This window comes from Streptomyces katrae (genome assembly GCF_000966975.1).
Lineage (GTDB): Bacteria > Actinomycetota > Actinomycetes > Streptomycetales > Streptomycetaceae > Streptomyces > Streptomyces katrae.
In genome coordinates, this window is the sequence record NZ_JZWV01000589.1 from 1 (window position 1) to 13280 (window position 13280).

9 protein-coding genes are annotated in these 13280 nt (G+C 72.3%); 3 read left to right on the forward strand and 6 right to left on the reverse strand.

Annotated features, from left to right (window positions below; all coding sequences use genetic code 11):
* Positions 1-51: 51 nt before the first annotated feature.
* The 5 genes from VR44_RS21160 to VR44_RS21180 all read right to left on the reverse strand — a co-directional run bounded on the left by VR44_RS21160 (position 52) and on the right by VR44_RS21180 (position 6002).
* Complete coding sequence (locus VR44_RS21160; protein ID WP_245692058.1) at positions 52-1008, reverse strand: LacI family DNA-binding transcriptional regulator; 957 nt, start codon at positions 1006-1008, stop codon at positions 52-54.
* Positions 1005-2672, reverse strand: coding sequence for a glycoside hydrolase family 13 protein (locus VR44_RS21165; RefSeq protein WP_045949129.1), 1668 nt, complete (start codon positions 2670-2672; stop codon positions 1005-1007). Before VR44_RS21165 ends, VR44_RS21160 begins: the two co-directional genes overlap by 4 nt.
* Before the next feature lie 77 nt (positions 2673-2749).
* Positions 2750-3619, reverse strand: a complete 870-nt coding sequence (locus VR44_RS21170; RefSeq protein ID WP_045949136.1) for a sugar ABC transporter permease — start codon at positions 3617-3619, stop codon at positions 2750-2752.
* Positions 3620-3621: 2 nt separating this feature from the next.
* The gene (locus VR44_RS21175; RefSeq protein ID WP_045949130.1) at positions 3622-4719 is read right to left on the reverse strand and encodes a carbohydrate ABC transporter permease; all 1098 of its coding nucleotides are present in this window, start codon (positions 4717-4719) and stop codon (positions 3622-3624) included.
* A gap of 8 nt (positions 4720-4727) precedes the next feature.
* Positions 4728-6002: an extracellular solute-binding protein gene (locus tag VR44_RS21180; RefSeq protein ID WP_045949131.1), complete on the reverse strand. Its 1275-nt coding sequence runs from the start codon at positions 6000-6002 to the stop codon at positions 4728-4730.
* A 223-nt stretch (positions 6003-6225) separates the two neighbouring features.
* Between VR44_RS21180 and VR44_RS21185 the strand changes: the two genes are divergently transcribed.
* The 3 genes from VR44_RS21185 to VR44_RS21195 all read left to right on the forward strand — a co-directional run bounded on the left by VR44_RS21185 (position 6226) and on the right by VR44_RS21195 (position 10059).
* Complete coding sequence (locus VR44_RS21185; RefSeq protein ID WP_045949132.1) at positions 6226-7968, forward strand: glycoside hydrolase family 13 protein; 1743 nt, start codon at positions 6226-6228, stop codon at positions 7966-7968.
* A gap of 26 nt (positions 7969-7994) precedes the next feature.
* A complete protein-coding gene (locus VR44_RS21190) occupies positions 7995-9029 on the forward strand; it encodes a LacI family DNA-binding transcriptional regulator (RefSeq protein WP_045949133.1) in 1035 nt (344 codons plus the stop codon).
* Between the two features lie 115 nt (positions 9030-9144).
* Positions 9145-10059 carry a phosphatase PAP2 family protein gene (locus tag VR44_RS21195; RefSeq protein ID WP_094191802.1) on the forward strand — a complete coding sequence of 305 codons (915 nt, stop codon included), beginning with the start codon at positions 9145-9147 and terminating at the stop codon, positions 10057-10059.
* Between the two features lie 28 nt (positions 10060-10087).
* Here the strand turns inward: VR44_RS21195 and VR44_RS21200 are convergent, their stop codons facing one another.
* Positions 10088-13045 carry a bifunctional [glutamine synthetase] adenylyltransferase/[glutamine synthetase]-adenylyl-L-tyrosine phosphorylase gene (locus VR44_RS21200; protein WP_045949135.1) on the reverse strand — a complete coding sequence of 986 codons (2958 nt, stop codon included), beginning with the start codon at positions 13043-13045 and terminating at the stop codon, positions 10088-10090.
* Between the last annotated feature and the right edge of the window lie 235 nt (positions 13046-13280).

A 13280-nucleotide genomic window follows, 5' to 3' on the forward strand; every position in this document is an offset into this window, starting at 1 on the left:
CCCCACCCCTCGAGGGGGAGATAGCGAGCCCCCACCGGAACCCCACCCCCCCTACCCCGGCCCCGTCGACCCCCGTACCACCAGCTCCGGCTGGAAGACGTACTCCGTCCGCTGGACCGGCGTCCCCGCCACCGCCTCCAGCAGGGCCCCCACCGCCGCCGTGGCCATGGCGCGGATCAGCGGCGAATCGTCGAACCCGACCACCGAGACGTCCTCCGGGACCCGCAGCCCCCTCTCCCGGGCGGCGCGGATGACGCCGAGCGCCATCATGTCGCTCGCGCACACCACCCCCGTACACCCCCGCTCCAGCAGGGCGATGCCCGCCGCGTGGCCCCCCTCGACCGTGAACAGGGTGCGCTGGACCAGCCCCTCCCCGTCGGCCCCCGGCCGGGCCGTCAGGAAGCCCTGCTCCTTGCGGGCCGAAGGCACGTACCGCGTCGGCCCGATGGCCAGCCCTATCCTCCGGTGCCCCAGCTCCTCCAGGTGCCGCACGGCCATCTCCGCCGCGGCCCGGTCGTCCGGGGAGACGAACGGCGCCTGCACGTGCTCGTTGAACCCGTTGACCATCACGAACGGCACCCCCCGCGCCGCGAGCCGCTGGTAACGCGCCGGATCAGCGGTGGCATCCGCGTGCAGCCCGGACAGGAAGACGATCCCGGTGACCCCCCGTTCCTCAAGCTGCTCGACCAGCTCGTCCTCGGTCGCCCCGCCCGGCGTCTGCGTGCACAGCACGGGCGTGTAGCCGTGGCCGGCCAGCGCCTGCTCGATGACCTGCGCGAACGCCGGAAAGATCGGGTTGGTCAGCTCCGGGATGAGCAGCCCCACCAACCCGTTGCTCCGCCGCTTCAGCCGCACCGGCCGCTCGTATCCCAGCAGGTCCATGGCGGCCAGCACCCGGTGCCGGGTGCCGGCCGCCACGCCCGCCTTGCCGTTGAGCACACGGCTGACGGTCGCCTCGCTGACCCGGGCCTGCGAGGCGATGTCCGTCAGCCGCAACGGGGAACTCACCCCGACGTCACCCGCCACCACACCGTGGTGTCGGCCGGCAGCACGCCCTCCTCCGGCAGCACACCGTCCTCGACCGCAGCGCCGCTGGACAGCAGGGCCTCGCCCGCGACGGGGAACCGCACCGCCGCACCGGTGGTGTTGGCGGTGCAGAGGAACTCCCCGCGGCGGAAGGCCAGGACTCCCTCGGGAGCGTCCTGCCAGTCCACCGAGTCGCCCGCGCCCAGGTCCGGGTGCTCGCGGCGCAGCCGCAGGGCGGTCCGGTAGAGCTCCAGGGTGGAGGACGGGTCGCCGGTCTGCGCCTCCACGCTCAGCTCCGCCCAGGAGTCCGGCTGCGGGAGCCAGCTGCCACCGGTGCCGAAGCCGTACGGGGCCTGCGTGCCCGACCACGGGATGGGGACCCGGCAGCCGTCGCGGAAGCCGTCCTGTCCCGCCGCGCGGAAGAACGACGGGTCCTGGCGGACCTCGTCCGGCAGGTCGGTGACGTCGGGCAGGCCGAGCTCCTCGCCCTGGTAGAGGTACGCCGAACCGGGCAGCGCCAGCATCAGCAGGCTCGCCGCGCGGGCCCGCCGCAGACCGAGCTCGCGGTCGCCGGGCTCGCGCAGCTGGGTGCCGAGGCCGGCGGGGTTGGCGAAGCGGGTGGCGTGCCGGGTGACGTCGTGGTTGGACAGCACCCAGGTGGTGGGGGCGCCGACGGGACGCATCGCGGCCAGCGAGCCGTCGATGACCTCGCGGAGCGCCGTCGCCTCCCAGTCGCAGGTCAGGTACTGGAAGTTGAACGCCTGCTGCATCTCGTCGGGGCGGACGTAGCGGGCCGTGCGCTCGACGGTCGGGGTCCATGCCTCGGCGACCAGGACGCGGTCGCCCTCGTACTCGTCGAGGATCCGGCGCCAGGAGCGGTATATCTCGTGGACGCCGTCCTGGTCGAAGAAGGGCATGACGTCGTTGCCGAGCAGCTTGAGCTGGTCCTTGGCGCCGAGGTCGGGCAGCCCGGGCGCCTTGACCAGGCCGTGGGCGACGTCGACGCGGAAGCCGTCGGCGCCGAGGTCGAGCCAGAAGCGCAGGATGGAGCGGAACTCGTCCTGGACGGCCGGGTGTTCCCAGTTGAAGTCGGGCTGCTCGGGGGCGAAGAGGTGCAGGTACCACTCCCCGTCCTCCACCCGCGTCCACGCCGGCCCGCCGAAGATCGACTCCCAGTCGTTCGGCGGCTCCTCGCCGGTCTCCCCCTTCCCGGGCCGGAAGTGGAAGCGCTCCCGCAGCCGGGAGCCCGGCCCCTCCCGCAGCGCCTGCTTGAACCACTCGTGCTGGTCGGAGCAGTGGTTGGGGACGAGGTCCACGATGATCCGCATGTCCAGCGCGTGCGCCTCGCGGATGACGGCGTCGGCGTCGTGCAGGGTGCCGAACATGGGGTCGATGGCCCGGTAGTCGGCGACGTCGTAACCGGCGTCGGCCTGCGGGGAGGCGTAGAAGGGGCTCAGCCAGACGGCGTCGACGCCCAGCTCCTTGAGGTAGGGCAGTCTGCTCCGGATGCCCTCGAGGTCCCCCATGCCGTCCCCGTTGGAGTCGGCGAAGCTGCGCGGATAGACCTGGTAGATCACCGCGTCTCTCCACCAGCCGGACCGGGTCCCGGTCGGGGTGGGGAGAGCGTCGGCGAGGTGCTGGGTCATGGTGTCCTTGGAGAGGTCGGGCCGGTGGAACGCGGAAAGAACGGACGCGCGGAACTCAGGGCGGGTCGGTCAGCCGGTCAGCCCTTGGTGGCGCCCGCCGTCATACCGGCGACGAGGTGACGCTGGGCGAACAGGAAGAAGACGGCCGCGGGGATGGCGATGAGGACGGAGGCCGCGCTCATCGCACCCCAGTTGGACGTGTACTGCGTGACGAAGGTCTGCAGGCCGCCCGCGAGGGTGAGGTTCTCCTCGCCGACCATGAAGGCGGAGGCGTAGGCGACTTCGCCCCAGGCGGTGATGAAGGCGTAGAAGCCGGTGACGGCCAGGCCGGGCTTGGCGAGCGGGAGGATCAGGCGCCAGAAGGTGCCGAAGGGGTTGAGCCCGTCGACCCGCCCCGACTCGTCGATCTCGACCGGGATGGTGTCGAAGAAGCCCTTCATCATCCAGGCGCAGAACGGCACGGCGATGGTGAGGTACGTGATGATCAGGCCGAGCGGCTGGTTCAGCAGCCCGAGCTCTCCCATCAGGTTGTAGAGCGGGACGATGAGGATGGCCATCGGGAACATCTGCGTGATGAGCAGGGTCCACATGAGCGGCTTCATGCCGGGGAACTTGAAGCGGCTGACCGCGTACCCGGTGGTGGCGGCGATGAAGACACCCAGCACGGTGGTGACGCCGGCCACCAGCACGGAGTTCCAGAACCAGCTCAGGAAGTGGCTGGACTCCAGCAGGTAGGTGTAGTTGCCGAGCGTCGGTTCCTTCACGAAGTCGGTGCTGATGGCGTACTTCGCGGGCTTCAGCGAGGTCAGCAGGATCCACAGCACGGGGAAGACGGCGATGACGGACGCGACGAGGAGCGTGGCGTGCAGCCCGAAGGAGGCGAGCGGCGACCGCGCACCGCGCGGACGGACGCCCTTCGAACGGGGCTCGGAAGCGGTCTCGGACACGGTCACCACACCTCTCCCTGCTTGCGCAGCGAGCGCCGGTAGACCAGCGCGAAGATCATGAGCAGGCCGAGGATCAGCACGCCCCAGGTCGCGGAGCCGGCGAAGTCGCGCGGGCTGGCGACGAAGGCCTGGCGGAAGGCCTGGGTCACGAGGATCTCGGTGGAGTCGCCGGGGCCGCCCCGCGTGAGCAGGAAGATCACCGGGAACATGTTGAAGGTCCAGATGGTGGAGAGCAGGATCACCGTCATGCTGACGGCGCGCAGCCCGGGCAGCGTGATGTGCCGGAACCGCTGCCACGGTCCGGCGCCGTCCATCTCGGCGGCCTCGTACAGTTCCGCGGGGATCGACTGGAGCCCGCCGAGCAGGGCGACCATCATGAACGGCACGCCGAGCCAGACGTTGACGGCGATGACGGACACCTTGGCCCAGGTCGGGTCGTCCAGCCACGGGACGGCCGAGATCCCTCCGCCGTCGAGGATCTTGTTGAGGATGCCGTTGTCGCGGTTGAAGAGGAACCGCCAGGCGAAGACGGAGACGAAGCCGGGCACGGCCCAGGGCAGGATGAGCGCCATCCGGTAGGCGGCGCGCCCGCGGAACTGCCGATTGAGGACGGTGGCCAGGCCGAGGCCGAGGGCGAAGGTGACCGAGACGCAGGCGACGGTCCACACCACCGTCCACACCAGCCGCTGCCAGAAGACGGGTTCGCCGAGGACCGCCACGTAGTTGTCGAGCCCGACGAACTCGTACGTGGCCTCGATGTGGCGCACGCCGATGGTACGGGCGACGTTGCGCTCGCTGGCGTCGGTCAGCGACAGGTAGATGCCGCGGACGAGCGGCCAGCCGACGATGACGCCGAGGACGAGGACGACCGGGGCGACCATGGCCCAGGCGTACCAGTGCGTGGCGAGGGCGCGGCTGATGCCGCCGCGCGGACTCCCGGCGGCGGGGGCGCCCTTGGCGGACGTCGCACCCTTGGCGGACGTCGGGGCCCCGGGGCCGGGCGTCGTGGTCTTGGCAGTCGAGCGGCCGGAGCCGCGGCCGGCGAGGGTCGTCTCGCCGGCCGCGGCCCCGGTCTCCGACCGGCTGGTGTCAGCAGCCATGGTCCTTACTACTTCCAGCCCTTGAGGATCTTGCGGAACTCGGCGCCGGCCGCCTTGGCCGCGTCCTCGGGGCTCGACGTCCCGGTGACGGCCTTGGTGTACTCGACCTTCAGCGGCTCGAAGAGGGAGCCGTTCTCCGGGATCCAGGCGCGCTCGACGGCCTTGTCGACGGCCGGCTTGAAGAACTGGACCATCTCGCTGTTCTTGACGTCCGGCTGCTCGTAGGCGGCGGTGCGCGTCGGGAGCAGGCTCAGCTCCTTGGCGGACTGGACCTGGACCTCCTGGGAGGTCATGTACTCGACGAAGGCGTGCGCGGCGGCGGTGTTCTTCGAGCCGGCGTAGACGGCCAGGTCGTGGCCGCCCTGCGGGGCGCCGGCCTTGACGGAGCCGGCCGGGACGGCGGCGACGCCGAGGTTGGACTTGTCCTTGAACTGCTCGCCGGCGTAGCTGTCGGCCACCGCCCAGGGGCCGTTGATCATCATCGCGACCTCCCCGGACTTGAAGGCGGTCTGCATGTTGGTCCAGCCGTCGGTGGCGTTGGTGACGGCGGCGCCGGAGGTGACCAGGTCGCGGGCGGCCTTGAAGCCCTTGACGCCGGCCGCGTTGTCGACCGTGACGGTCTTGGTCTTGGCGTCGACGAGGTCGCCGCCCTCGCCGTAGATGAACGGCAGGAACCAGTAGGAGTCGTCGCCGCGCAGGTAGAGGCCGGTCTTGCCGCTCTTGGCCTTGATCGCGGCAGCGGCGGTCTTCAGCTCCTCCAGGGTCTTGGGGGGCTGGACGCCGGCGTCGGCGAGCATCTTCTTGTTGTAGAAGAGGCCGAGGGTGTCGATGACCTGCGGGACGGCGTAGGTCTTCCCGTCGAACTTGCCGCTGGCGGCGGCCTGCGGGAGGAACTCGGCGTCGACCTTCTTGGCCTGGTCGGCGGGGACCTCGTCGAGGTAGCCGAGGGAGGCGAGGTCGGCGACCCAGCCGACGTCGGCGCGGATCACGTCAGGGGCGTCGGCGCCGCTGCTGAAGGCGTTCTTGACCTTGTTCTGGGCGTCGCCGTAGGGAACGTTGACGTACTTGACGGTCACCTTCGGGTGCTTCGCGGTGAAGGCCTCGGCGATCTTCTGGAAGCTCGCCTTCTCGGCGTCGTTCGAGGTGTCCCACCAGGTGACGGTGCCGGACAGCTCGCCACCGGCCTTCGTCTCCCCACCGTCGCCCTTGGTGTCCCCACCGCAAGCCGTCGCCGCGAGCGCCAGGGTCGCGACCAGCGCGGTGGCCGCTATGCCACGCCGCATATGAACTCCTTCGATGATCCCGGCCGCGCCCTCGCGGTCCCGAGTTGCAGGGAACGTAACAAGACTGAAAGCCGACGGAAAGACCTTGCGGCAATTTTCTGCAAGCGGAGGCGATCCGTTACATCCGTGTGTCCCTACGGTTGCCGCAGCTTGCTGTTAGTTCGAGTCGGCTTCGATTCCCCAGGCCCGCAACCAGGGGACGTGTACACGCGTTGACTGCGGTATGACGCACGAGTTGACGGCCTTCCCGCTTGCAAGAGCTTCCAGCAATCCTGCCGTGAGCGGCGGCTGGTGGCGCGATGCCGTCATCTACCAGGTGTACGTGCGCTCCTTCGCCGACAGCGACGGGGACGGGGTCGGGGACCTGCGCGGGGTGCGCGAGCGGCTGCCGCACCTGGCCCGGCTCGGGGTGGACGCGGTGTGGCTGACCCCCTTCTACGTCTCCCCGCAGGCGGACGGCGGCTACGACGTCGCCGACTACCGGGCCGTGGACCCGCTCTTCGGTGACCTCGCCGACGCCGACGACCTCGTCCGGGCGGCGCACGCGCTGGGCCTGCGGGTGATCGTGGACGTGGTGCCGAACCACACCTCCGAGCGGCACCCCTGGTTCCAGGAGGCCCTGGCCGGCGTGCCCGGCGCCCGGGAGCGGTACCTGTTCCGGCCGGGGCGCGGGGTCGACGGCTCGCTGCCGCCGAACGACTGGGAGTCCGTCTTCGGCGGCCCCGCCTGGACCCGGGTCCCGGACGGGGACTGGTACCTGCACCTGTTCGCCCCGGAGCAGCCCGACCTGGACTGGGAGCACCCGGAGGTGGCGGAGGAGTTCGCCTCGGTGCTGCGGTTCTGGCTGGACCTCGGGGTGGACGGCTTCCGGGTCGACGTGGCCCACGGCATGGTCAAGGCCCCCGGCCTGCCGGACATCGGCCGGGGCGCGCAGGCCACGCTGATCGGCACCGAGCCGCTCCCCTTCTTCGACCAGGACGGGGTGCACGCCATCCACCGCTCGTGGCGGCGGCTCCTCGACTCGTACGGGGGCCAGCGGATCGGGGTCGCCGAGGCCTGGGCGCCGACCTCGGAGCGGCTCGCCCTGTACGTGCGGCCCGACGAGCTGCACCAGGCCTTCAATTTCCGCTTCCTGAACTGTCCCTGGGACCCGGCGGCGATGCGGACGGTCATCGACGAGTCCCTGGCCGCGACCTCGGCGGTGGGGGCGCCGACGACGTGGGTGCTGTCCAACCACGACGTCGTACGCCATGTGACCCGGTACGGGGGCGGGGCGCAGGGGCTGGCCCGGGCGCGGGCGGCGGCGCTGCTGATGCTGGCGCTGCCGGGGTCGGCGTACGTCTACCAGGGCGAGGAGCTCGGCCTCCCGGAGGTCACCGACCTCCCGGCGGAGGTCCGCCGCGACCCGGCCTTCCGGCGCCGGACCACGGCGGCCGGCCACGGGGCGGGCGGCCCGGCCGACGCCTCCGCCGCAGACGGGCAGGACGGACAGGACGGGCTGCGCGACGGCTGCCGCGTGCCGCTGCCCTGGTCCGGGGACGAGGCCCCGTACGGGTTCGGCAGCGGCGGGAGCTGGCTGCCGCAGCCCGAGGGCTGGGGCGGACTCAGCGTCGCCGCGCAGACGGGCGATCCGCACTCCACGCTGGAGCTCTACCGCGCCGCCCTGGAGCTGCGCCGCGCGATGCCGGGCCTCGGCGCGGTGGAGGCGGGCCAGGGCGGGCCCGCCGACGAGTGGCCCGGGGCCGGGGCCGGGCCCGCCGTGTACGCCCGGGGCATGCGGTGGCGTCCGGCCCCCGAGGGGGTCCTGCTCTTCACCCGGCCCGGTTTCGCCTGCACCGTCAACACCCGCCCGACCGCCGTGGAGATGCCCTCGCCCGGCCGTCCCGTCCTGTCCAGCGCCCCCGTCGAGACCGACGGCCGCACGGTCCGCCTTCCTTCCGATTCCTGCACGTGGTGGGCTTTCTGAGCCGCCTACCGGTACAGTCCAATCCCGTGACCGCACGGCTTGCCGACATCGCAGCCCAGGCGGGGGTCAGCGAAGCCACAGTCAGCCGCGTGCTCAACGGCAAGCCCGGTGTGGCCGCAGGCACCCGTGAGTCCGTGCTGGCCGCGCTCGACGTGCTCGGCTACGAGCGGCCCGTACGGCTGCGGCAGCGCAGTGCGGGCCTGGTCGGCCTGATAACCCCCGAGCTGGACAATCCCATCTTCCCGGCGCTGGCCCAGGTGATCGGGCAGGCGCTGACCCGGCAGGGGTACACGCCCGTGCTGGCCACGCAGACGCCCGGCGGCTCCACCGAGGACGAGCTGACCGAGATGCTGGTGGACCGGGGCGTCTCCGGGATCATCTTCGTCTCCGGGCTGCACGCCGACACCACCGCCGACATGGGCCGCTACGAGCAGCTGCGCGGCCAGGGCGTCCCCTACGTCCTGATCAACGGCTTCTCCGACAAGGTGCGGGCCCCCTTCGTCTCCCCCGACGACCGGGCGGCGATGCAGCTCGCGGTGACCCACCTGACGGCCCTCGGGCACAGCCGGATCGGCCTCGCGGTCGGCCCGAAGCGGTTCGTTCCCGTCCTGCGCAAGATCGAGGGCTTCCGGCTCGCGATGAAGGAGCGGCTCGGGCTCCAGGAGGCCGAGGCCGAGGAGCTGATCCAGCACTCCCTGTACACCCTGGAGGGCGGCCAGGCCGCAGCGGCGGCGCTCATCGGGCGGGGCTGCACGGCCGTCGTCTGCGCCAGCGACATGATGGCGCTCGGCGCCATCCGGGCCGCGCGCCAGCAGGGGCTGCGGGTACCGCAGGACGTCTCCGTGGTGGGCTTCGACGACTCCCCGCTCATAGCGTTCACCGATCCGCCGCTGACCACCATCCGCCAGCCCGTGCAGGCCATGGGGCAGGCGGCGGTGCGCACCCTGCTGGAGGAGATCGGCGGTACGCCGGCCCCGCACAGCGAGTTCGTGTTCCTGCCGGAGCTGGTGGTGCGCGGGTCGACGGCTTCCGGTCCCGGGCAGCGGCGCGGGCCGGCGTAGCCGGGCAGGGTAGCGGGCCTCCGGGGCGGTGTCCTCCGCAGGGCTGAGCGCGGGCGCCGAAGACCGTCCGGAGGGATGATCGGAGGCGATGACGCATCTGGCAGACTCTCTCCCCATGGGTGAAGCGAGCGTGAAGACACTGGAAACTCCCCCGGCAGCCGCCGGAGGCACCCCCAGCACGGACGTCACGTCGCCCCCCGTGACCGGCAGCGCGGACCGCCCCGCAGCGGAGGGCACCCTCCTCACCCGGCTCCGCGCACCGCGACGGCCCCGGATCTGGTTCGAGGTCCTGCTGATCGGCATCAGCTACTGGACGTACTCGCTGATCCGCAACGCGGTCCCCGAGCAGAAGGCCGCCGCGCTCGCGAACGCCGACTGGATCTGGAGCGTCGAGCGGGGCCTCGGCATCGCGGTGGAACACTCCGTCAACCACGCCGTCAACTCGGTGACGTGGCTCGTCGTGGGCATGAACTACTACTACGCCACGCTCCACTTCATCGTGACCATCGGCGTACTGGTGTGGATCTACCGCTTCCATCCCGGCCGTTACGCGGCCACCCGCCTCGTCCTCTTCGCCACCACGGGCGTCGCCCTGCTCGGCTACTTCTTCTTCCCGCTGGCCCCGCCCCGGCTGATGAACGGCGGCCACTTCATCGACACCGTGCTGGTGCACCACACCTGGGGCTCGATGGCCTCGGGAAACCTCAAGCACATGTCGAACCAGTACGCGGCGATGCCGTCCATGCACATAGGGTGGTCGCTCTGGTGCGGCCTGACGATCTTCGCGGTCGCGTCCGCCCCCTGGGCCCGGATCCTGGGCCTCCTCTACCCGGCGGCCACCCTGGTCGTCATCGTCTCCACCGCGAACCACTTCTGGCTGGACGCCCTGGGCGGCATGCTCTGCCTGGCCTTCGGCTACACGGTCTCCCGCACCTGGTACGGCGCCCTCCCGCACCGCCTCCCCCGCAGCCCCCTGGACACCGCCCCGCACCCGGCGACGGCGGCCCTGCTCAACCGTTTCCGCCGATAACCGGGAGCGGTCCGGCGGTCCGGCAGCGCTACGCCCCGTAGAAGAGGTCGTCGACGACCGCGCGGGCGCGGCGGGTGGTGCGGCGGTAGTCGTCCAGCATTTCGCCGATCCGGCCCTCCGGGTAGCCGAGGTAGCGGCCGACGGCCGCCAGTTCGCGGGCGTCCGTGGGGAAGGTGTCGCCGGCGCGGCCGCGGACCAGCATCACGGCGTTGCGGACCCGGGTCGCCAGGACCCAGGCCTCGTCGAGGATCTGGGCCTCCTCGGCCGGGATCAGGCCGGCGGCGTGGGCGGCGGCCAGGGCCTGGCGGGTGCGGGTGGTGCGCAGGCCCGGTTCGGCCCAGGCGTGGCGCATCTGGAGGAGCTGGACGGTCCACTCGACGTCGCTGAGGCCGCCGCGGCCGAGTTTCGTGTGGAGGGTGGGGTCGGCGCCGCGCGGGAGGCGTTCGGCTTCCATGCGGGCCTTCAGGCGGCGGATCTCGCGGACCGCGTCCTCGCCGAGGCCTTCGGCGGGGTAGCGCAGCGGGTCGATCAGGTCGATGAAGGTGCGGCCCAGGTCGGCGTCGCCCGCGACGGGCTCGGCGCGCAGCAGGGCCTGGCTCTCCCAGGTCAGGGACCAGCGCCGGTAGTAGGCGGCGTAGGAGGACAGGGTGCGGACGAGGGGCCCGGAGCGGCCTTCGGGGCGCAGGTCGGCGTCGATGAGGAGCGGCGGGTCGGCGGTGGGCAGCTGGAGGAGCCGGCGCATCTCGGCGATGACGGTCTGGGCGACCTTGGCGGCGTGGACGAAGAGGACGTCGGCGTCGGAGCCGTAGCCCAGCTCGTGTCCGCCGAAGCGGCCGACGCCGATGACGGCGAAGCGGGTGGGGAGGGTCTCGCCCCAGTGGTCGCGGACGGCGGCGCGCAGGGCTCCGGCGACGGTGGCGGCGGTGAGCTCGGAGACGGCGTCGCCGACCCGGTCGACGAGGGCTCCGCAGTCCTTCTCGGCGGGGCTGTCCTCGGTGCCGTAGGAGGCGATGATGTCGGCGGCGGCGGTGCGGAAGAGCTCGCGGCGGCGGACCCCGCGTGCGGCGGCGACGGCTGCTTCCCCGCTCTCCGCGCGGCCGACGGCGGCGAGCACCTCCTGTTCGAGGGCCTCGGCCGTACGGGGCTGGAGGCCTTCGGGGTCGCCGAGGAGGGCGACGGCCTCGGGGGCGCGCATCAGGAGGTCGGGGGCGAGACGGCCGGCGGACAGGACGCGGGCGAGGTTCTCGGCGGCGGCGCCCTCGTCGCGGAGCAGGCGCAGGTACCAGGGGGTCTTGCCAAGGGCGTCGGAGACCTTGCGGAAGTTGAGGAGGCCGGCGTCGGGGTCGGCGGAGTCGGCGAACCAGCCGAGGAGGACGGGCAGCAGGGTGCGCTGGATGGCGGCCTTGCGGCTGACGCCGGAGGCGAGGGCTTCGAGGTGACGCAGGGCTGAGGCCGGGTCGGCGTAGCCGAGGGCTTCGAGGCGCTGGCCGGCGGCGGCCGGGGAGAGCCGGGTCTCGCCGGGGGCGAGCTGGGCGACGGCGTCGAGGAGGGGCCGGTAGAAGAGCTTCTCGTGGAGGCGGCGGACGACGGAGGCGTGCCGGCGCCAGGCCTTGTTGAGTCCTGCGACGGGTTCGGTGCGCAGGCCCATGGAGCGGCCGAGGCGGCGCAGGTCGGCCTCGTCCTCGGGGACGAGGTGGGTGCGGCGCAGCCGGTACAGCTGGATGCGGTGTTCCATGGCGCGCAGGAAGCGGTACGCGTCGTGGAGCTGGGCGGCGTCGGCGCGGCCGACGTAGCCGCCGGCGGCGAGGGCGTGCAGGGCGTCGAGGGTGGTGCCGGAGCGCAGGCTGGTGTCGGTGCGGCCGTGGACGAGCTGGAGGAGCTGGACGGCGAACTCGACGTCGCGCAGGCCGCCGGGGCCGAGCTTGAGTTCCCGGTCGATCTGGGAGGCGGGGATGTTGTCGACGACGCGGCGGCGCATCTTCTGGACGTCGGCGACGAAGTTCTCGCGTTCGGCTGCCTGCCAGACCAGCGGCGTTATGGCCTCGATGTACTGGGCCCCGAGCTCGGGGTCGCCGGCCACGGCGCGGGCCTTGAGGAGGGCCTGGAACTCCCAGGTCTTGGCCCAGCGCTGGTAGTAGGCCATGTGGGAGGCGAGGGTGCGGACGAGGGGGCCGTTGCGGCCCTCGGGGCGGAGGTTGGCGTCGACGGGCCAGATGCTGCCCTCGACGGTGGTCTCGGAGCAGATCCGCATGAGGTGGGAGGCGAGGCGGGTGGCGGCCTGGATGCCCTTGCCCTCGTCGGTGCCGGGGGCGGCCTCGCCGACGAAGATCACGTCGACGTCGGAGACGTAGTTGAGCTCGTTGCCGCCGCACTTGCCCATGGCGATGACGGCGAGGCGGCAGGCGGCGGCGTCCTGGGGGGCGGCGGCGGAGGCGATGCGCAGGGCGGCGCGGAGGGTGGCGGTGGCGAGGTCGGCCAGTTCGGCGGCGGTCTGGGCGACGTCTATGGTCGCGCAGACGTCGCGGGCGGCGATGGAGAGCAGGCAGCGGCGGTAGGCGATGCGCAGGGCGACGGGGTCGTGGGCGTCGGCGAGGCCCGCTTCGAACTCGGGGAGGCCCGGGTGCAGGTCGGCGGCCTCGTAGGTGACGAGGGCCTGCCAGTCGCGGGGGTGGCGGGCGAGGTGGTCGGCGAGGGCCTCGGAGGCGCCGAGGACGCCGAGGAGCCGGTCGCGCAGGGGTTTGGCGGCCACGAGGGTGTCGAGGAGGAGCGGGAGGTCCTCGGGGGCCTGGGCTTCGGCGAGGCGGACGAGGCCGAGGAGCGCGAGGTCGGGGTCGGCGGTGGCGCCGAGGGCGTCGAGGAGCACCGGGTCGGTGCGTACGGCGGCCAGCGCGTCGGCGTCGAGGAGCCTGGACGCGGCGGTGGGGTCGGTGAATCCGCTCCGCAGCAGCCGGATGAAGGTACTGCTCCTGCGCCCCGGGACTGTCATCCCGCCGCCTCCCGAGTCTGTCGCTGCCGGTGGTCCGGTCCTGCCCGGGAGCGAGCCTAGCCGGAGCAGGCGTTCGACTCACCGGGTGCCGTGGCCGATATCATGAGGAGGATTATCGGATTATCTGCTTACTTTTAGCTCTCCAGATCTGTGCGTCAGGGGCCCGGTCCCCGCCCGACCGGCCGCGAGGAGCCCCATGTCCCACGGACCCCTGTCCTCGCGCCCTGCCCCCGCA